Source organism: Enterococcus sp. 5B3_DIV0040, assembly GCF_002140755.1.
GTDB lineage: Bacteria > Bacillota > Bacilli > Lactobacillales > Enterococcaceae > Enterococcus_D > Enterococcus_D casseliflavus.
On the sequence record NZ_NGLC01000001.1, the window covers coordinates 343355 to 363730 of the forward strand.

A 20376-nucleotide genomic window follows, 5' to 3' on the forward strand; every position below is an offset into this window, starting at 1 on the left:
AAATGACCCTTATTTTGGTCGTGATGAGCAGATAAGGATTGACGGCGAATGGATTTCGATCAATAATACAAAGTTGTCCCCCTAAGACTAGAGGAACAAAACAAGCAAAGAGAGGATGGTCGATTTGTGAATAGTTATCAAGAAAATCCCGTAGTACAACAGAGAAAGTGGTGGATTCTCATTGCTGTTTCGATGTTTACCTTTATGTCAACACTGGATGGGAGTATCGTAAATATCGCTTTGCCCACGATCTCGGCAGATATGGGTGTCCCTATGAATCAAGCGGAGTGGGTCGTATCCGTCTACTTGATGATCGTTTGTGCCTGCCTTTTGTTATTCGGTAAGGTAGGGGATAGTTGGGGCAAGATCAAAGTATTCCGCTTGGGGATGCTAATTTTTATTATCGGTTCGCTGTTATGCGGGTTTAATCATTCCTTAGCATTTCTGCTATTTGCCCGAGTCGTGCAAGCGATCGGTGCCAGCATGACGATGGCGACAAATACCGGAATCATTACTGAAGTTTTTCCTATGAGTGAACGAGGACGTGCCTTAGGGATGATTGGTGCCTTTGTTTCGTTAGGATCCATCGCCGGTCCTGGATTAGGCGGAGTGATTTTGGCGCATTTTTCTTGGCCGTTTATTTTTTGGATCAATGTTCCAGTCGGTATTCTGACGATGATTGCTGGAGAAAAGGTGTTGCCAAAAGATATCACCATGAGTCATGATTCCATCGATAAAACCGGGTTTGTGCTGTTTTCAATTGCAATTATCAGCTTCTTCGGCGGCATTTTTCTTGGACAAGAGCGTGGCTTTCTAACGTGGCTGCCGCTGCTGTTGGTGGGGATCGCCTTAGTGGCATTCATCGTCTTTTTGCGAGTAGAAGCGCGTGTGAGCAAACCGCTGATTACCTTTGGGATCTTTCGTAATAAAATTTTCACCATGAGCCTGATCACGGCGTTGCTGATCTTTTCTGCAAACTTTTTTGTCAATGTCGTGATTCCCTTTTACTTGCAAAGTGCCCGAGGCTTAACGCCGAGTGTGGCAGGAATGCTGATGATGGTCTTTCCTTTGATGATGGTCATCGGTTCACCACTTAGCGGCTATTTGACGGACCGTGTAGGACCGGAGATCTTGGTCTTAGCTGGCTTAGCGTTGCTGTCCATCACTCAGCTGATGTATATGTTTATGAATCAGCATACGCCGATTTGGTACTATGTCGTCGCTACTGCCATCATGGGGTTAGGCAATTCGTTGTTCCAATCCCCCAACAATACGATGGTGATGAGCAGCGTCACCAAAGAAAATCTTGGGGTGGCAGGTAGTCTAAATTCCTTTGCCCGTAACTTGGGCATGGTCTTAGGGATATCCTTAGCAACGACGATTCTTTATGCCGCAATGAGTCAAGCCTATGGGAAGCATGTGACGACCTATATCGCAGGTCGGGCAGATATTTTTGCCTATGGCATGAAAATCACCTTCTTTGGGGCGTTCCTTCTTTGTATCACGGCGTTATTCTTAACAGTCTGGCGCATCTATAAACAAGGCGGACGTAAGAAAACGCTATGATCGCTTGAAGTCATCAGGTCGAACTGTTCTATTCCTTATTCAGAAAGGGTAGAACAGTTTTTTTATTTTTCTTGACAAGAACCAGAAAAAGGACGGATGTAATAAAGCTGCCAGAATTTGTGCTTTTGGATTTCTGGCGTTATCTGTTATAATGAAAAATATTAGACTGTATTACTTAGATGGAAAGGGGAATGTTGTATGAAACTTACGTATCACGGACACTCGGTGCTTGCTATCCAATTAGCGGATGGCCAAAAATTGTTGTTTGACCCTTTTATTACTGGAAATGCTCTGACTGATTTGGATGCAGACACAGTGGAAACCGATTGGCTTTTGATCACGCATGGTCATAGCGATCATATTGGGGACATGGTGCCGATCGCCAAAAGAAATGAAGCACCAGTGATCAGTGTCGTTGAAATTTGCCGCTATGCAGCCCGCAAAGGCGTTGCTGAGACGCATGGCATGAATATGGGAGGCTCTTTTGAGTTCCCGTTTGGCAAAATCTCAATGGTGGAAGCGAAACACAGCTCTGGTCTTGAAGAAGACGGAACGATGATCTATATGGGCAATCCAGTGGGGATCATTTTAGAAGCAGAAGGCAAAACCATCTACCACGCTGGCGATACTGCCCTCTTTAGCGATATGGCGATGATCGGTGAACGTTTCGACATCGATGTGGCGTTTTTACCGATCGGGGATAATTTTACGATGGGCGTTCAAGATGCTGCAACAGCAGCGGCGCTTTTAAACGCGAGCAAAGTAGTACCGATCCATTACAATACGTTTCCAATGATCAAGCAAGATCCGCAAACCTTCGTGAATTTATTGCCGGCAGGTGTGGGCCAGATCCTTGCAGTCGGTGAGACATTAGAAGTTTAAGCAACAGGAAGATTTGTAGTAGGAATAGGGGATAATTATGGCGACAAAACACGACTTGATTTTAGCGCATATCGAGAATCTGCCTGTAGGCGATCGCATCTCGGTGCGGGGAATCGCAAAAGACTTGAATGTCAGTGAAGGAACAGCCTATCGGGCGATCAAAGATGCGGAAAATATCGGCTTGGTTTCAACGATCCAACGTGTGGGAACCATTCGGATTGAACGGAAACTAAAGAAACACATTGAAAAACTAACTTTCGGCGAAGTCGTCCAAATCATTGAAGGCGATGTTTTGGGCGGCGCAGCCGGTTTAGACAAAGACTTGAACAAATTTGTTATCGGCGCCATGAAGGAATCGGCAATGGAACGCTACATCACGCCTGGTTCCTTAGTGATCGTCGGAAACCGTAATGAAGTCCACAAGTTGGCACTGGAAGATGGCGCAGCCGTCTTGATCACGGGGGGCTTTGAAACCTCAGAGGAAATCTGTCGCTTAGCAGACGAATTGGAGCTGCCGATTTTACAAACGACCTATGACACCTTTACCGTGGCAACGATGATCAACCGTGCCTTGAGCGACCAGCTGATCAAAAAGGACATCATGCTGGTGAGTGACATTTATATGCCATTGGAAAAAACCAAGTATCTGCACACCTTCGATACGGTCAAGGATTACAAACTGCTTTCGGAGTCTACCAATCACTCCCGCTATCCAGTTGTCAACAAGAATATGCGGGTCGTTGGGATCATCACAGCCAAAGATGTCCTAGAAAAGCCTGACACGCAGATCATCGAACGAATCATGACCCGGGAACCACGGGTCGTAAAAAAAGAGATGAGTGTGGCCTCTGCCAGCCATCAGATGATTTGGGATGGCTTAGAAGTGATGCCCGTCGTAGCAGATGACCTTTCTTTGATTGGGATCGTTACACGCCAAGACATCATGAAAGCGATGCAGATGGTCCAACGACAAACACAAATTTCAGATACGATTTCAGACCAAATCTCGGGACAGATGCAAGTCATCGAACAAGATTTTGAAGGGAACAAATTGCCGCAGCCGCATTTCAGCTTTGCGGTGACGCCTCAAATGGTCAATGAAGTCGGAACGATCTCTTTTGGTGTCTTGAGTGAAGTGATCGCTAATACGGCGAAACGAACGATGCAGTTGAATCAACGGCGCAATAGTTGGATCGAGCAAGTCAATCTGCATTACTTCCGTTTGATCCAATTAGAAAGCGAGATCATCATTCAACCGAAGATTCTAGAACTGGGGCGACGTTCGGCGAAAATCGATATCGAAGTATCGATCGAAAATTCCTTAGTGGCAAAAGCGATCGTGGTATGCCAAGTAATGGAACGCCCATAAATCATCGAAAACGGCACTTATGGAAAAATTTTAGAGAGAAAGTTGAGACCATTCATGAAGGTACAAGAAGAAATACTTGCAACAATCAAAGCATTCGACCGAATCATTATCCATCGGCACCAGCGCCCTGATCCAGATGCATTAGGATCACAAGTGGGCTTGGCAGAAATTTTACGAGCTAGTTTTCCCAAAAAAGAAATCTATCAAGTCGGCGGACCTGTTGAAGGATTGGATTACTTGGCGCTGATGCAGACGATCCCTGATGATTTGTATAAAGGAGCGTTGGTGATCGTTACAGATACGGCCAATGCACCACGGGTCAGTGACCAACGCTATGATCAAGGGGCGAAATTGATCAAAATCGATCATCACCCTAATGATGAGCCTTACGGAGAGCTGGTCTGGGTCAATACGAATGCCAGCAGCTGTAGTGAGATGATCGTTTCGTTTTGGCAAATGTTTCAAAACGAGCTGACGATGACGCAAGAAGCGGCTCGTCTGCTATATGCAGGCATTGTTGGTGATACTGGACGGTTTTTATATCCGGCAACGACAGCGACAACGCTGCGCTTAGCGGCTGAACTATTGGATTACGGTTTTGATGCACCGAAGATCAATCGGCAATTGGATCAAGTCTCTCGCAGTGTTGCTCGCCTTTCAGGGTATGTCTACGAAAACATCGAGATCGATGAGATTGGTGCTGGCAAAGTGATCCTATCACAAGAATTGCAGCAGCGTTTTGGCGTAGTGGATTCGGAAACCTCAGCAGTCGTTTCCTTACCAGGGAAAATCGACGAAGTGATGGCTTGGGCGATCTTTGTCGAACAACCAGAAGGCTATTATCGGGTGCGGATGCGTTCGAAAGGTCCAGTGATCAATGAGATCGCCAAACGCCATCATGGCGGCGGACATCCCCTTGCCAGTGGAGCAAACGCAAAAGACCTTGAAGAAGTTGCCGTGATCTATCAAGAGATCCAAGCAGCGATCAAAGAATTTCAAGCAGAATAAACACTTTTACAAGAACATTTACCAATAGAAAAAGGGCGTGCCAAAAGCTTTCGGCACGCCCTTTTTTAGACAAAACGCAGCGCAGGCTCATCACTGAACCCGCACTGCGTTTTTTTGTTTATTTTTGAGAAAAGCGCGGCTTAGCCCCGTAGATCGTCTAAAAATTCGGTTTTGCTTTTCGTTTTCTCGTCTTTCATTTTGATGACTTTGGCTGGTGAGCCAGCAACGACTGCTCCAGCAGGGACATCTTCCGTCACCACAGAACCTGCAGCGACGACTGCACCTTCGCCGACACGGACGCCTTCAAGGACGACGGCATTTGCACCGATCAAAACATTGTCTTCAATGATGACTGGGCTTGCTGAAGGTGGCTCAAGAACGCCAGCCAAGACAGCACCAGCGCCAATATGGGCTTTTTTTCCAACGGTTGCTCGGGCGCCTAAAATCGCACCCATGTCGATCATGGTTTCTTCACCAACCACGGCACCAATGTTGATCACTGCCCCCATCATGATAACGGCATTTTTTTCAATGATGGCTTGGTCACGGATAAAGGCACCTGGTTCGATACGGGCATCGACTTTCGTCAAGTCCAATAAAGGGATCGCTGAGTTGCGGCGATCATTTTCCAGATAGTGATCGGTGATTTTGTCTTGGTGCGCGGTTAAAAACTCAGCCACTTTTTGACTGTCACCAACCACGAAATAGAAGGTGCCGTTACCAAACAATTGGATGCCATCTGCTTGGACGTTACTAAGATCTCCATTGATATAGACTTTTACAGGTGTTTGTTTATTTGCTTCTTTGATGTATTTTGCTAATTGATAAGGATCGGAAAATTGTAATTCTGTCATGAGAGACCACCTTTACTTGTCGATTAGATTTTGCATGGAATAAAAACCAGCTGGTTGGTTGGCTAAAAATTCCGCTGCTTTTAGCGCACCATTGGCGAAGATTTCGCGGGAGAGCGCTGTGTGTTTCAATTCAATGATTTCATCCTGCCCAGCGTAGATGACAATGTGTTCTCCAGGAATCGTTCCGCCGCGAACGGCATGGATGCCCATCTGCTTGCGGTCATTTACTAGATCACTGCCTTCACGCCCGTAGAGATACTCTTTTTTCGTTTCGCAGCTGTCATTGATACTATCTGCCAACAGCAAAGCTGTACCACTTGGTGCATCGAGTTTTTGATTATGATGCTTTTCGATGATCTCAATGTCAAAGTCAGCTTCTAATGCGGGGGTGATACTTTGTAGTGCTTTGATCAGTACATTGATCCCCAACGACATATTGGCAGAATAGAAAACTGGGATCACTTTAGCAGCCAACGGCAGCATCATCTGCGTGTCTTCCGTCAAACCAGTTGTAGCAACCACGATAGGCAGCTGCTGTTCGACACAATAGTTCAATAAGGCAGGGACATTGCTATAATGAGAAAAATCAATCACCAAATCGATCGGCTGCGTGATTTTTTCTGGACGATCATAGATTGGAAAGGGACCATCTAATTGCTCGGTACGATCCAATCCGGCGGCCACTTCTAACTGAGGGTGCTTTGCGATCAGGCTTTGCAACACTTTGCCCATACGACCGTTTGCACCGCTTAATAAAATCTGTTTCACCAAAAACTCCTCCTTACAGCAATCCGTAATTGGTCATTTCTTCTTCTAAATGAACGAGGGTCGCATCTTCTGGGACACCCAAAGGCAAACGATAATGCAATTCGCATTTGCCTAGCAAGGAGACCGCTGCTTTGATCGGCACAGGATTTACTTCACTGAAAATCGCATCGATCAACGGTTTTTGTCGCAATTGCTCTTTGATGGCGGCTTTTACATCACCATTTAAGAAATCAGCAACGAGTTGTGCCGTTTGTTTCGGAGCGATATTGCCGATCGTTGAAATCACGCCAGAGCCACCTAAAGCTAGAATTGGGGTTACTTGATCGTCATTTCCTGAATAGATCGCAAAGTCATCATCCGCAAGACGAGCGATTTCTGCGATTTGCGAAATGTCGCCGCTGGCTTCTTTGATGCCTTTGATATTAGGGATTTTTTTCAGTTCTGCCACAGCTTCAGGTGTTAAATTTAAGCCGGTTCTTGAGCTGACGGAGTATAAGATCACTGGCAGCTCAACGCTTTGACAGATTGCTTCATAGTGAGCGACTAAACTTTTCTTGGTCGCTTTGTTGTAATAGGGTGTTACAACCAATAATGCGTCAGCACCAACGCGCTGTGCTTCTTTTGAAAGATGGATCCCATGTTGGGTGTTGTTGGAGCCTGTTCCGCCGATGACGGGGATTCGACCAGCAACTTGTTTTACCACCGCTTCGATCACCGCGATATGTTCTTCATCGTCTAACGTGGATGCTTCACCGGTCGTACCGCATGCAATGATTGCATTCGTTCCTTGCTGCACATGCCACTCCGCTAACTCCTTCAGCTTATCGAAATCCACCGAACCATCTTGAAGCATAGGGGTGATCAACGCAACGCCAGAACCTTTGAATATTGTCAAACTACGACACATCCTTTCAACCAATTTATTTTTCGTAACTCTACGTATAAGTGTACCAAAACGAGGGGTAAATTTTTCAATAAAAATCGAAACATTTCGACAATTTATACTATAGATTATTCGAATTATATACTATAATATTAAACAATATCAATGAAAAACTGAATATTCGTTGGTTTTTATGGATATTTTTAAAAGGAATGAATAGAAAGGTGTTTTAACATGCAAGTATCGCAAGCAGTCAAAGAATTAACCGAAGACGTGGTTCGTTTTCGTCGTGAATTACATACAATCCCTGAATTAGGGTTAACTGAGTTCAAAACAAAGGAATACTTGCTGCGTCAGTTGCAATCCTTTGGGATCAAAGAAATCTATCCAGTGATTGAAACCGGCTTGATTGCGGTCTTTCGCAGCGATCGCCCAGGAAAGACGCTGGCCTTTCGAACGGATATCGATGCACTACCGATCAAAGAAGAGACAGGTGTTTCCTTTGTTTCCAAACATGAAGGGAAAATGCATGCCTGCGGTCATGACGGCCATATGGCAACGATGCTAGGGTTCGCTAAATATTTGGCAACACATCCTGAAGTGATTCGTGGAACGATCGTTTTGATTTTCCAACCAGCCGAGGAAAGCCCCGGTGGCGCTCAATTGATGATCGATGAAGGCATCTTACGAGATTTTGGCGTGGAAAAAATCGTGGGGCTGCATGTCTTCCCAGACTTTCCCGAAGGAGTCATTGCGAGCCGGAAAGGTCCGATGATGGCCCGTAACGGCGAGATCAATCTAACGATCAACGGCACGAGTGCCCATGGTGCCCAGCCTCATCAAGGACATGATGCCATTTTAGCCGCGGCTGCGATTATTCAAGGATTGCATTCGATCATTTCACGCAATATCAGCCCGCTTTCTGCTGGGGTCATCACTTTTGGGAAGATCCATGGGGGAGATGCGGAAAATATCATTCCCGGTAAGGTCGTTTTAAAAGGAACGATGCGGGCGTTTGAAGATGAAGTCTATGAAACGATGACGCGCAGAATCACCACCGTCGCACAAGAAATCGCCAAAGGATATGATTGCACGGCGGATGTCGAATTCGAACATCTTTATCGTGTCGTGGACAATGATCCTGAGATGGTGGAAGTGTTGGAAAAAGTGGTCGGGGAGAGCTACCGAGAAACACCACCATATATGTTGGCAGAGGATTTTTCGATGTACCAAAAGGAGATCCCAGGTGTCTTTTTCTTTGTGGGTACCCGAAATGAAGAAAAAGGCTATGTCCACCCTTTACACAGCAGCAAAATGAATTTTGACGAAAAAAATCTATTGCAAGGCATCGAATGCTACGTTCGTTTGATCGAGGCGTTGAACGAGCCAACAGACAAGGAGTAAAGCGATGGCAAAAGAAATCAAGAACAATCACTTATACATTGACGGTTGTGATACCGTTGAGCTGGCAAAAACCTTCGGAACCCCCCTTTACGTGTATTCCGTTTCGGAAATTCGCGAAGAATGCCAAAAGATTCAGGCGCAGTTTTTGACGCGCTACAGCAAGACACGGGCAGCCTATGCCGCTAAAGCTTTCTGCACCACAGCAATGCTGCAAGTGATCAAGTCAGAAGGACTCTCATTAGACGTGGTTAGCGGTGGAGAACTGTATACAGCGATCCAAGCTGATTTTCCAGCAGAACACATCGAGTTTAACGGCAATAATAAATCGATTGAAGAATTAGCAGCCGCCCTTGATTATGGCGTAGGACGGATCATCGTTGATGGCATTCAAGAAGTCGGCTTGATCCGCGCGTTATGTCAAGAAAAGCAAGTCGTTGCTAAAATTTTGTTGCGCATCACACCCGAGGTTTCGGTCAGCACCCATCAATTTATCTCGACCGGACAAAAAGATTCGAAATTCGGGATTCCTTTAGATGAAGAAATCTTATTTCCGTTAGTGGAAGAAGTGATTCAAGCACCTGAATTGGATTTCTATGGCCTGCATTTTCATGTCGGCAGTCAATTGTCGGACAATCGCTCACATCTAGCGGCAGTTGATGCGGCTTTGGCCCTTGTCCAAACCATTCATGAACGCTTTGATTATTGGATCAAAGAACTAAATGTTGGCGGCGGCTTTGGCGTTCGATACACAGATGCAGATATTCGCCAACCCTACAGCTACTTTTTAGATCCTGTGATGGAAAAAATCGACGCCTTTTATGCGCAGCACCAGAGCGAACGTCCGACCATCGTTATTGAACCTGGGCGCAGTATCGTCGCAGAAGCAGGTATCAGTTTGCACACCATCGGCAGTATCAAGACATTGCCGGGAATCAGAACATACGCCAGCATTGACGGTGGCATGACAGACAATATTCGTCCGGGTCTTTATCAGGCAACTTACACTGGGATCTTAGCCAACCGCGCTTCCGAAGCTGCGACACAAAAGATCACCATTTCTGGCAAAGCTTGTGAGAGCACGGACATCTTAGTAAAAGACCTTGCATTACCGCCCGTTGAAACTGGGGATCTGTTTGCTACGTTCGCAACAGGAGCTTATGGCTATTCGATGGCCAGCAGCTACAATAATTTACAGATTCCTGCAGTCGTCTTTGTGGAAAACGGCCAAGCGGAATTAGCCGTTAAACGCCAGTCCTACGAGCAAATGCTGCAAAATGAAGTGGTTCCTTCGTTTCTAAAAGAGGGAGCTTCCAGCAAGTAAAATTTTGAAAAGCAGGTGACAACATGACGATTCCTTATACAAAAATGCAAGGTGCAGGAAATGATTTTATCGTAATCGATAACCGCACATTGAAATTCTCCCATGAACAACTGTCGCAATTTGCTGCTCAGGTTTGCCATCGGAAATTTTCTGTTGGCGCGGATGCAGTCATGGCTGTGGATTTTCCCACAGGAACCGCTGATTTTCGGATGCGGTTTTACAATGCTGATGGGACCGAAGCAGAAATGTGCGGCAACGGCGCTCGCTGTATTGCCCGTTATGCCTTTGAGAAGGGAATTGCTGGCGAGCAGATGACCATCGAAACAGTTGCTGGCGATGTCCCCGCATGGCGCTTGTCGGCAAAACACTACAAAGTAACCTTGAATCCACCCACCGTGACTACATTTGATCAAGCGTACCCGAATCCAATGGTTTCATTCGTGGACTATGTGGAATTGGGTGATCCAGGAATCCCTCATGCGGTGGTTCACTATCCTGGTCTGGCAGAAACTGAGTTGGAACAGCTGGCTGAACTTGCCAAAGAGATACGCTATTGGGAGGTTTTTCCCAAAGGGGCGAATGTCAATTTCTATGAAGAAGATGACAAGGGTGATCTGATCGTTCGCACGTATGAACGAGGGGTGGAAGGTTTTACCTATGCGTGCGGCACAGGTTCTGGTGCCACTGCGTATGTCGTGACCAAACGTCACCAGCAATCGGCAGCGAATGTCTTGCTGCACGTGTTGGGTGGCGAGTTAACGGTAGAAGTTGATGTTGATCAGGTCGCATTAGAATTGATCGGCGATGCGGTTATGGTATCTGAAGGCTTGATTTTAGATGAGAATTTGGCTCTGTAAACACTGTGAAAATTATTGCAAAAAGATGATATTTTCGTGAAAAAAAGAATTGACATTCATTTGAGGCTATCGTATAGTTAAACACAACTTAAAAACACGCGATGATAAGAAGAGTAAGTCAGTTTCGATTGGATCAGAGAGCTCGGATTGGTGAGAAAGAGCACAGCCGTTTGACTGAAGATGGCCTTGGAGCGTTTGGACGTGAGCAAAAGCAAGCGTGCAGCGGGATTGCCCGTTACAGCAAAGCAGTTGATAAACTGATAAGGTTGGCAGCTTGTGCCAATGAATTAAAGGTGGTACCACGAACATGGTTGTTTCGTCCTTTCTCTATGATGGAGAAAGGACGTTTTTTTATTATAAAAAGGGGGAACTAAAAAATGAAACAGTTGAAAAAGGGAATCGTTGGGTTAGTTGCTGCTGCTGTCTTAATTACATTGGCAGCTTGTGGCAATACTAGCAGCACAGAGGATACACAGTCTGCTGAAAACAGTGTAGATGCAGTGGAAGAAAAAGTCGTTGGAGTGGCACCAGGACCATATGGCGATATGGTGACAGAGATGATCTCTCCATTACTGGAAGAAAAAGGGTATCAACTAACGACCAAAGTGTTTAATGATTATATTCAGCCGAACAATGCCTTGGCGAATGGCCAAATCGATGCCAATTTGTTTCAGCATACGGCCTATCTAGAAAAATTTTCGGCAGATAACCAGTTATCTCTTACGGCATTACAAAAAGTGCCAACATTGGGAATGGGCATCTATTCGAAGCAACTGTCCAGCTTGGATGAGTTAGCAGACGGGGCGACTGTTTCGATTGCCAATGATGCCTCAAATTTAGCTCGGACCTTGCAACTGTTAGCTGCCAATGAGTTGATCACCATCGCAGACAATATCGACGAAACGAAGGCAACGGTGAATGATATCGAAGAAAATCCGAAGAATCTGACATTTAAAGAATTAGACGCAGCCCAATTGGCTCGTTCGTTAGATACAGTCGATTTAGCTTTAGTACCAGGAAACTTCGCTTGGGCAGCTTCTCTTGATCCTGCAGATGCTTTGGCGTTGGAGTCGTTGAAAGAAGAATATAAAAATGTCTTTGTGGTGTCCACCGAAGAAGAAGACAGTGATTTTGCTAAGGCAGTTACGGAAGTATTAGAAAGTGATGCATTTAAAGAAGCGATTGCCGAATCACCGTTCAGCAACTTTGATCAACCGAAATTTTGGACTGAGTAAGAAGGGCATATCTTATGGCAAAAATAGAAGTAAAACAAGTATCAGTGACATTCACTCATAAAAAACAAATCAAAAAAGCAGTGGATTCCGTTGATTTTTCCGTTCAAGCTGGAGAAGTATACGGGATCGTCGGATTGAGCGGGGCTGGGAAAAGTACCTTGGTTCGTACGTTGAATCTACTGCAGGTGCCCTCTAGCGGTCAAATTCTGATTGATGGTCAAGACATCACGCAAGCCAAAGGCAAACACTTGCGTGAAGTACGACAAAAAATCGGGATGATCTTTCAGCATTTCAATCTGATCCATAATCGAACCATCAAGGAAAATTTAGCCTTTGCTTTGCGCGCTGGTGATTATCCGAAAGATCAGCAAGAAGCGAGGATCAAGGAACTGTTGGAAATGGTGGATCTGCCTCACAAAATTCACGAGTATCCGAATAATTTGTCTGGGGGAGAAAAGCAACGAATCGGCATTGCACGAGCGATTGCCAACGAACCTGAGATTTTGTTGTGTGACGAAGCTACCAGTGCGTTAGATGTTGAAACGACTGAAGAAATTTTGAAATTATTGATCCGAATCAAGGAACAGACAGGCATCACCATCGTCTTTATCACTCATGAATTGGATGTTGCCCGTAAGTTTTTTGATCGGGTGGCAGTGATGGAAAAGGGGCGCATCGTTGAAGAACAAACGACCTATGGCTTGTTCAGTCAGCCTAAACAGCCTATTACGAAAAAACTGGTAGGCCGCTACTTGGATCTGACGCTTCCTGAAGAGATTCTAGCATCTTTCACGCAAGGCGACTTGCTGGAATTGCGCTACCAAGGTGAGTATACGTTAGAACCGCTGATTTCGACTGTAGCGAAAGCCTACGATGTGTCGATCAATATCATCCATGGGAAAATTGAGTATATCAAAAAAGATGTGATCGGTATTTTGTATATCTATTTGACGGGACCTGCCGAAGAAGCAGCAAAAGCCCAAGAACACTTAGCTGCGAACGTCTTTTCTCTAAGAAAGATAGGTGAGAAGAATGGCTGAAACGATTGAGATTTTAAAAACAAACCTGCCTCAAGCACTATGGGAAACATTCTTTATGGTGGGGACCTCAGCAATTATAGGAGTAGTTTTCGGCTTATTAATTGGATTAGTCCTGTTTTTAGTCGGCAGTAACCTTTTTCATAAAAATATTTTCTTGCATCATCTGGCCGATTTTGTCGTCAATGCAATCCGTTCGCTGCCATTTTTGATCTTATTGATTACGCTGATTCCGTTATCAGCGATGCTGATCGGTGATCCTTATACCCCAGCGGGTGGTGCGATTGCTTTATCGATTGCCGCGATTCCTTTTTACGCCCGAATCGCTGAATCCGCATTTGCCGAAATCGACTATGGCGTCCTTGAAGCCAGCGTCGCTTCTGGAGCATCGACGGGACAGATCGTTCGCGAAGTGATTTTACCAGAAAGTCTGCCAGCTTTGATTCGTGGATTTGTGCTAACTTTGATCAGTCTTTTAGGCTACTCAGCGATGGTGGGAACAATTGGCGCAGGCGGCATTGGCGATTTAGCAATTCAGTATGGTTATTATCGCTATGAAACGGCGATTTTGATTGTGGTGATTCTCCTGCTGATTCTTCTGGTACAAATCATCCAGTGGGTCGGCGATGCTTGTGCGAATCATTTCTCAAAATAATATCCAACGCTTTGTAGTTCCTTTTCGAATACACTTGAGTTATCGCTTCTGTTATTACTCTACAGAAGCGATTTTTTTTACTTACAGGTCACTGATTTTTGGTTGCACCTCTAATGGTTTTTCGGTATGCTGATGGTGAGTTGTTTTTTTACAGCGAAAATTATATTTTAAAGGAGCAACACTATGACTCAAATTCCTAACTGTCCAAATTGCCAATCTGAATACGCTTATGAAGACCGTGGGCTGTTTGTTTGTCCTGAATGCGGAAACGAATGGCAAGAGCAACAAGCGATGGAAGAAGCACCCGTATATAAAGATGCCAACGGCAATATTTTAGTCGATGGCGATACAGTAACGGTCATCAAAGACTTGAAAGTCAAAGGCGCATCTGGCGCCATCAAACAAGGAACGAAAGTGAAAAACATCAAATTAGTCGAAGGCGACCACAACATTGATTGCAAGATCGATGGCTTCGGCGCAATGAAACTAAAATCAGAATTTGTAAAAAAAGGTTAAAAACAAAATCTTCCAGTCATCTTCATAATTTTTTCACCACTTTAATGGTAAAATAAGGTCAAAGATTAAAAGGGGGAATTTTATCGTGTATGGTATGGGCGGATACGGGTTCGGCTTTTTTTATGACCCGACTTTCATTCTTGTAATTATCGGTATGGTGATTTCGCTAGCAGCGTCAGCGTACGTCAAAAGTACCTTTAACAAATATGACAAAGTCAGAAGTAAAAATAATATTACCGGCACAAAAGCGGCGCAGTACATCTTGCAAAGCCAAGGAATCAATAATGTGGGTGTGCAAGCGATCGCTGGTGATTTGACGGATAATTACAATTCTGGCAACAAAATGCTGAGTTTATCGCAATCCACTGCACAATCAACTTCGGTAGCAGCAATCGGTGTTGCGGCCCATGAGTGTGGACACGCAGTCCAAGATGCCAAAGGTTATTTTCCTTTGCGTTTGCGTCATGCGATCGTACCGATCGCTAATATCGGAACCAGCATCTCGATCCCATTGATTTTGATTGGGGTCCTATTACGAGGATCGTTTCTGATCAACTTAGGCTTGTTGGCTTTCTCATTGGCGTTTATTTTCCAATTAGTGACCTTGCCAGTCGAGTTCGATGCCTCAAAACGGGCGATCCGTATTTTGGCAGATGGTGGCTTGTTAACAGAAGATGAAGTACCACAAGCAAGAAGAGTGCTCTTTGCCGCAGCGTTGACGTATGTCGCAGCTGCCGTAGCAACCTTATTGCAGCTCTTACGTTTGATTATTTTATTCGGTAATAACAACCGTCGGAATTAGAAAATGGAAACAAATAATAACAAAGTGGCTCAATCAAGATTTCTTGGTTGAGCCGCTTTTTGTATGGAATATTATGATTTAACGAAAACTTTTGACAGGTGCTCTGTCCAAAAATCAGTAAAATCTTTGATGGTTCCATCTTTATTTAGCTGTGCCTGTTCAAATACTGATTTATTCTTACCGAATGGATCAATTGCGATAATTGTTCCAATCCCAGCACGCTTGGCAGCAAGCAAACCTGAATAAGCATCTTCGATAACAAGACAATCTGCAGGAGCTAAGCCCAATTTGCCAGCCGCTTTAAGAAAAATATCCGGTTGCGGTTTTCCAGGAAAAGAGCCATCGTCATAGACGATCTTATCCCAATCAAACCAGCGAGCTAAATCGAAAGTATCAAAATAAAAAGCAACATTCTCTTTAACAGTAGCGGTGGCGATCGTTAATGGAATCTGCTGGTCAGTCAGCTGATCAAGAGTCGCTTCAAGCCCCTTTGTCAATTGGAGATCGTTCTTATTTTGCAAGCAAAGCATACGATAATAGCTTTCTTTTTCTTCTGACAATACGGCGATCTCAGAGGCGGTCAAATGTTCTGAAATGAAATGTTTTAAAATCTCCGTATTCGTTCGACCATGGATATTTTTTAAAATATCCTCATCTGATAAACCATCTTTTGTATGATCATGAATCATGTGCAGCCAAGCAGCTTCATGTAGATGAGAGTCCAAAAACATTGTTCCGTTGAAATCAAAAATAATCCCTTTCATAGTTACGCTCCTATAGTGGTATTTTCGGTTGAATCAGCAATTTGCAGATCGACATATTGTGCATAGTGCTCTTGAACCTCTCGCGAGATCTGGCGATCCGTAATGAGTAAATCGAAATCATGTAAATTATAAAACACATAAAAATCATCGCGATTGAACTTTTTGTTATCAACGAGCAGATATTTCTTGCGAGAATTATTTAATGCGATCTGCTGCGCTTCTCCTTCTTCTGTACTGTAAGTAGAAATTGCTTCGTTGTGAACGCCATTTGAACTGATAAATGCTTTTGTAAACTTTAGTCTTCTTAAATTGTCGTTGGTGATTGGTCCCACAAATGCGCCGGTATTTTTACGGAAATCACCACCAATTAGTAAAATTTCTGGTCCATCTGCTTGCGCAAGAATATCAAAAACCGGGTAATTGTTTGTAATAATCCGAATTTTCTTGTTCAGTAAATGGGTCGCCAAAAGTTCGATTGTTGTACCTGGTCCTAAAAAAATTGTTTCGCCTTCTTGAATTGAGGAGGCTGCTGCGGCAGCAATTTCTTTTTTTTCTTGAATCTGCAGAGTGGCTTTTTCGGTGTGAGAAAGTTCTTGATCTAAAGTGTAGGAAAGACTTTGCGCCCCTCCATGGACACGTAGCAGCTTGCCCGATTTTTCTAATTCATCTAAATCTCTGCGAACGGTCATATCAGAAACATCTAATTGATTGATGATTTCATTAACGGTAAGGATTCCTTTTTTATTGACCATTTCTACGATAGTAAACAATCTTTCTTTTTTCAGCATCGTCTTCACCTCTAATTTAAGGATAATCTACCATATAATCGGATAACAGTCAATCTGTTTCAAACAAAAACAAACAATTATTTGCGTGATACATGTTTATTTCAATGGTTTTTATCATTTTTTTCGATTTTTGTGATTATTTATGTTTGTTTTTGTTGACAAATGTTTTGGATGCGATTACAATTCAATCAGTTAGAAAGTGTGGAAACTGATTATAGATTTGAGGAGAGATGTACATGCTTAAATTACCAGAAGATTTTATTTTTGGTGGAGCCACAGCAGCCTATCAGGTTGAAGGAGCCACTAAGGAAGGCGGCAAAGGCGCTGTTGCTTGGGATGATTTTTTAGAGGAACAGGGTAGATTCAGTCCCGATCCGGCAAGTGATTTTTATCATCAATATGCAAAGGATATTGAATTGTGTGAACGATTTGGTGTGAATGGGCTAAGATTATCCATTGCATGGAGTCGAATTTTTCCTGATGGTGATGGGGAACCGAACCCAGAAGGAATCGCTTTTTATCATCGTGTGTTCGAAGAATGTGCGAAAAGAAACGTAACGCCGTTTGTGACATTGCATCATTTTGATACCCCTAAACGTTTGTTTGACCAGCGAGATTTTTTGAATCGAGAAACAATAGAAGCATTCGTTTCCTATGCCATTTTTTGTTTTCATGAATTCAAAGAAGTGAAAGTGTGGAGTACCTTTAATGAAATCTATCCTGTTGCGACCAATCAATATTTGTTAGGCGTTTTCCCGCCAGGAATCAAATATGATTTTACAAAAATCATCGCCTGTCTTCATAATATGATGGTTGCCCATGCACGTGTAGTGAACTATTTCAAAGAAAACGAACTTCCAGGCGAAATCGGTGTCGTTCACTCATTGGAGACGAAATATGCGGCAACAGATGCTCCAGAAGATAAGCATGCAGCCTTTTTAGACGATGCATTGTCGATCCGCTTCTTATTAGATGCTACTTATTTAGGCTATTATTCAACTGAAACCTTGACTGCTCTTGATGAGATATGTGAAGCAAATCAAGCCAGCTATCATTTTCCTGAAGAAGATTTTGTCGAATTGAAAAAAGCCTCCACGCGTAATGACTATTTAGGGATCAATCACTACCAATGCCATTTTGTCAAAGCTTACGATGGAGAAAACGCGATCCATCATAATGGCACGGGTGAAAAAGGGACCTCTGTTTATAAAGTGAAGGGGATCGGAGAACGCATTTATAAAGAAGGAATTCCTCGAACAGATTGGGACTGGCTGATTTATCCAGAAGGGCTTTATGACTTGTTGTTGCGAATTAAAAGCGATTACCCGCATTACAACAAAATCTATATCACTGAAAACGGCATGGGGTATAAAGACCAGTTTGAAGATGGCATCATTATGGATCAGCCGAGAATCGACTATTTGAGAGTCTATTTGGAATCCTTAAGCAAGGCGATAACAGCTGGGGTAAATGTGAAGGGATATTTTTTGTGGTCGCTTATGGATCTTTTCTCATGGACAAATGGGTATAACAAAAGGTATGGCTTGTTTTATGTTGATTTTGAAACCCAGAAGCGTTACCCGAAAGAGTCAGCATACTGGTACAAATTAGTTAGTGAAACCAAAACGATTATTTAATAAGTAATAATGGAGGAAGAAAAGATGAATAAAGAGGAATTACAAATGCTTGGTTTTGAGATCGTTGCTTATTCAGGGGACGCTCGCAGTACATTATTGAAATTATTGAAAGAAGTAAGACAAGGGAACTTTGAGCATGTTGATTCAGCACTGAAAGAAGTCGACGAAAATTTAACCCTTGCACACAATTCGCAAACGAAAATTTTAGCGGAAGAAGCATCGGGAAAAGAGATGGAGATGGGATTCATTTTTATCCATGGACAGGATCATTTAATGACCACTTTGTTGCTGAGAGATCTGATTCAAGACTTTATTGCACTGTACAAGCAGAATCAAGGATAGGAGAAGAACGCTATGGATGGAATCATTAAACAAATCGAAAAAGGGAAACCGTTTTTTGAAAAAATCTCACGCAATAGTTATCTGGGAGCCGTTCGTGACGGATTTTTAACAGCGATGCCGGCTATTTTATTCTCAAGCATATTCATTTTGATTGCTGCGGTTCCTGAGATTTTTGGTTACCAATGGCCTGAAGCTGTCTCCACTTGGTTGTGGAAAGTCTATAATTATTCGATGGGGGTTGTAGGGTTACTTGTTTCAGCAACCACTGCTCGCTGCTTGGCTGATTCGATGAATCGCCGCTTACCGAAAAACAAAGTAATCAACACGACTTCTGTGATGCTGGCTTCTGTGGTAAGTTTCCTGTTGTTAAGCGTCTCTCCAATCGAAGGCGGATTTTCAACGGAATACATGGGGACAAAGGGGCTTTTGGCGTCCTTTGTCGCTGCATTTTTAACAGTTAATTTATATAAGTTTTGTGTGCTGAAAGATATTACCATTAAGATGCCTAAAGAAGTTCCTGGTACGATTTCGCAAACCTTCCGAGATATTTTTCCTTTCTCTTTTTCAGTATTTGCGGCCGTTTTAATTGATTTAGGTATTCGGCAAATTTTCCAAATCTCATTTGCAGAAGCAATCATTACTGTGCTGCAGCCATTATTCACAGCAGCCGACGGTTATTTAGGAATCGCTATTATCTGGGGAGCGATGGCGCTATTTTGGTTTGTCGGTGTTCATGGACCGTCGATCGTGGAACCAGCAATTGCAGCAATTATCTATGCCAATGTGGAAACCAATCTGCAATTGTTCAATTCCGGTGAGCAAGCTTCAAAAGTACTGACAGTCGGTTTAGGAAATTTTGTAGGAACTATGGGAGGAACTGGGGCCACATTGGTCGTTCCTTTTATCTTCTTACTCTTTGCTAAGTCTAAACAATTGAAGGCAGTCGGGAAAGCTTCCTTTATTCCAGTAAGTTTTGCTGTCAATGAACCATTGTTGTTTGCAGCACCCATGATTTTGAATCCTTATTTTTTCATTCCGTTTTTGTTAACACCAGTTGTAAACGTTTGCTTGTTTAAGTTTTTTGTCGATGTGCTAGGCATGAACAGTTTTATGTACGTTTTACCTTGGGCAACTCCGGCACCGATCGGTTTGGTTCTAGGAACAGGCATGGGGGTGTTAGCCTTTGTTTTAGCAGCGGTTCTAATCGTCGTTGACTTCCTGATCTATCTACCATTTTGTAAAGCATACGATGCTGTTTTAGTAGAGCAAGAAGCACAAAAAGCGGAAGTGATCGCAACCGAAGAAGGTGCTTCTGCTGCTATACGTGAGGAAGTACCTGTGGCAGCGAGACAAATTATCAGCGATACAAATAAAGAAATCAATGTGTTGGTGCTTTGTGCTGGAGCAGGGACAAGTGCGATGTTAGCTAATGCTTTAAAAGAAGGTGCATCTGAATCGAAAGCACCGATCAGTGCAATGGCGGGTGCTTATGGTTCTCATTACGAAATGCTGAAGGATTTTGATATGGTGGTCTTAGCACCGCAAGTCAATTCTTACTATGATGATATCAAAGAAGATACCGATCGCTTAGGAATCAAGCTGGTTGCGACAAAAGGAGCAGAATATATCGGATTAACGAGAGATCCTGAAAAAGCCGTTCAATTTATTCTGAGCCAATTTCAATAAAG

Annotated in this window: 20 protein-coding genes and 1 other annotated feature; of the genes, 15 read left to right on the forward strand and 5 right to left on the reverse strand. The window is 43.6% G+C overall.

Annotation, left to right across the window (positions count from 1 at the left end; genetic code table 11):
• Positions 1 to 126 precede the first annotated feature (126 nt).
• From A5883_RS01725 to A5883_RS01740, 4 genes are all read left to right on the forward strand, one after another.
• Positions 127 to 1566 (forward strand): MFS transporter, encoded by a 1440-nt coding sequence (locus tag A5883_RS01725; RefSeq protein ID WP_015510327.1) that lies wholly within the window; start codon positions 127 to 129, stop codon positions 1564 to 1566.
• A gap of 198 nt (positions 1567 to 1764) precedes the next feature.
• Positions 1765 to 2448, forward strand: a complete 684-nt coding sequence (locus A5883_RS01730) for a metal-dependent hydrolase (RefSeq protein WP_005228247.1) — start codon at positions 1765 to 1767, stop codon at positions 2446 to 2448.
• 37 nt (positions 2449 to 2485) lie between these two features.
• A complete protein-coding gene (locus A5883_RS01735; protein ID WP_005228249.1) occupies positions 2486 to 3817 on the forward strand; it encodes a DRTGG domain-containing protein in 1332 nt (443 codons plus the stop codon).
• A gap of 54 nt (positions 3818 to 3871) precedes the next feature.
• Positions 3872 to 4825 carry a DHH family phosphoesterase gene (locus A5883_RS01740; RefSeq protein ID WP_086337890.1) on the forward strand — a complete coding sequence of 318 codons (954 nt, stop codon included), beginning with the start codon at positions 3872 to 3874 and terminating at the stop codon, positions 4823 to 4825.
• Positions 4826 to 4965: 140 nt separating this feature from the next.
• Here the strand turns inward: A5883_RS01740 and dapD are convergent, their stop codons facing one another.
• From dapD to dapA, 3 genes are read right to left on the reverse strand one after another with little or no spacing between them, the layout of a single operon-like run.
• The gene (gene dapD / locus A5883_RS01745) at positions 4966 to 5679 is read right to left on the reverse strand and encodes a 2,3,4,5-tetrahydropyridine-2,6-dicarboxylate N-acetyltransferase (RefSeq protein ID WP_005228253.1); all 714 of its coding nucleotides are present in this window, start codon (positions 5677 to 5679) and stop codon (positions 4966 to 4968) included.
• Between the two features lie 12 nt (positions 5680 to 5691).
• On the reverse strand, positions 5692 to 6447 hold the full coding sequence (gene dapB, locus A5883_RS01750; RefSeq protein WP_015510324.1) for a 4-hydroxy-tetrahydrodipicolinate reductase: 756 nt from the start codon (positions 6445 to 6447) through the stop codon (positions 5692 to 5694).
• A 13-nt stretch (positions 6448 to 6460) separates the two neighbouring features.
• Positions 6461 to 7342 (reverse strand): 4-hydroxy-tetrahydrodipicolinate synthase, encoded by an 882-nt coding sequence (gene dapA / locus A5883_RS01755; protein ID WP_008380503.1) that lies wholly within the window; start codon positions 7340 to 7342, stop codon positions 6461 to 6463.
• A gap of 222 nt (positions 7343 to 7564) precedes the next feature.
• Between dapA and A5883_RS01760 the strand changes: the two genes are divergently transcribed.
• The 8 genes from A5883_RS01760 (at position 7565) to A5883_RS01800 (ending at position 15157) form a co-directional block, all read left to right on the forward strand.
• Positions 7565 to 8734: a M20 metallopeptidase family protein gene (locus A5883_RS01760; protein WP_005228259.1), complete on the forward strand. Its 1170-nt coding sequence runs from the start codon at positions 7565 to 7567 to the stop codon at positions 8732 to 8734.
• Between the two features lie 4 nt (positions 8735 to 8738).
• Positions 8739 to 10055 carry a diaminopimelate decarboxylase gene (gene lysA / locus A5883_RS01765; protein ID WP_010749977.1) on the forward strand — a complete coding sequence of 439 codons (1317 nt, stop codon included), beginning with the start codon at positions 8739 to 8741 and terminating at the stop codon, positions 10053 to 10055.
• Positions 10056 to 10078: 23 nt separating this feature from the next.
• Positions 10079 to 10912: a diaminopimelate epimerase gene (gene dapF / locus A5883_RS01770; RefSeq protein ID WP_086337891.1), complete on the forward strand. Its 834-nt coding sequence runs from the start codon at positions 10079 to 10081 to the stop codon at positions 10910 to 10912.
• 92 nt (positions 10913 to 11004) lie between these two features.
• Positions 11005 to 11239 (forward strand) — a binding site (T-box leader).
• A 50-nt stretch (positions 11240 to 11289) separates the two neighbouring features.
• The gene (locus A5883_RS01780; protein ID WP_010749975.1) at positions 11290 to 12147 is read left to right on the forward strand and encodes a MetQ/NlpA family ABC transporter substrate-binding protein; all 858 of its coding nucleotides are present in this window, start codon (positions 11290 to 11292) and stop codon (positions 12145 to 12147) included.
• Positions 12148 to 12161: 14 nt separating this feature from the next.
• Positions 12162 to 13187 carry a methionine ABC transporter ATP-binding protein gene (locus tag A5883_RS01785; protein ID WP_010749974.1) on the forward strand — a complete coding sequence of 342 codons (1026 nt, stop codon included), beginning with the start codon at positions 12162 to 12164 and terminating at the stop codon, positions 13185 to 13187.
• Complete coding sequence (locus tag A5883_RS01790; RefSeq protein ID WP_010749973.1) at positions 13180 to 13839, forward strand: methionine ABC transporter permease; 660 nt, start codon at positions 13180 to 13182, stop codon at positions 13837 to 13839. Before A5883_RS01785 ends, A5883_RS01790 begins: the two co-directional genes overlap by 8 nt.
• 183 nt (positions 13840 to 14022) lie before the next feature.
• Entirely contained in the window at positions 14023 to 14355 is a 333-nt protein-coding gene (locus A5883_RS01795; RefSeq protein WP_010749972.1) for a zinc ribbon domain-containing protein YjdM, read from the forward strand.
• A 94-nt stretch (positions 14356 to 14449) separates the two neighbouring features.
• The gene (locus tag A5883_RS01800; RefSeq protein ID WP_005228270.1) at positions 14450 to 15157 is read left to right on the forward strand and encodes a zinc metallopeptidase; all 708 of its coding nucleotides are present in this window, start codon (positions 14450 to 14452) and stop codon (positions 15155 to 15157) included.
• A 71-nt stretch (positions 15158 to 15228) separates the two neighbouring features.
• Here A5883_RS01800 and A5883_RS01805 read toward each other — a convergent pair whose 3' ends face one another.
• Positions 15229 to 15921 (reverse strand): HAD family hydrolase, encoded by a 693-nt coding sequence (locus A5883_RS01805; RefSeq protein WP_010749970.1) that lies wholly within the window; start codon positions 15919 to 15921, stop codon positions 15229 to 15231.
• 2 nt (positions 15922 to 15923) lie between these two features.
• Positions 15924 to 16709 carry a DeoR/GlpR family DNA-binding transcription regulator gene (locus tag A5883_RS01810; RefSeq protein ID WP_010749969.1) on the reverse strand — a complete coding sequence of 262 codons (786 nt, stop codon included), beginning with the start codon at positions 16707 to 16709 and terminating at the stop codon, positions 15924 to 15926.
• 236 nt (positions 16710 to 16945) lie between these two features.
• Here A5883_RS01810 and lacG point away from each other — a divergent pair, with 236 nt between their 5' ends.
• Genes lacG through A5883_RS01825 form a run of 3 tightly spaced genes read left to right on the forward strand, consistent with a single transcriptional unit; the run spans position 16946 to position 20374 of the window.
• Positions 16946 to 18346, forward strand: a complete 1401-nt coding sequence (gene lacG, locus A5883_RS01815) for a 6-phospho-beta-galactosidase (RefSeq protein ID WP_086337892.1) — start codon at positions 16946 to 16948, stop codon at positions 18344 to 18346.
• A gap of 24 nt (positions 18347 to 18370) precedes the next feature.
• Entirely contained in the window at positions 18371 to 18688 is a 318-nt protein-coding gene (locus A5883_RS01820) for a PTS lactose/cellobiose transporter subunit IIA (RefSeq protein ID WP_086337893.1), read from the forward strand.
• A 12-nt stretch (positions 18689 to 18700) separates the two neighbouring features.
• Entirely contained in the window at positions 18701 to 20374 is a 1674-nt protein-coding gene (locus tag A5883_RS01825) for a PTS lactose transporter subunit IIBC (protein WP_010749966.1), read from the forward strand.
• The last annotated feature ends 2 nt before the right edge of the window (positions 20375 to 20376 follow it).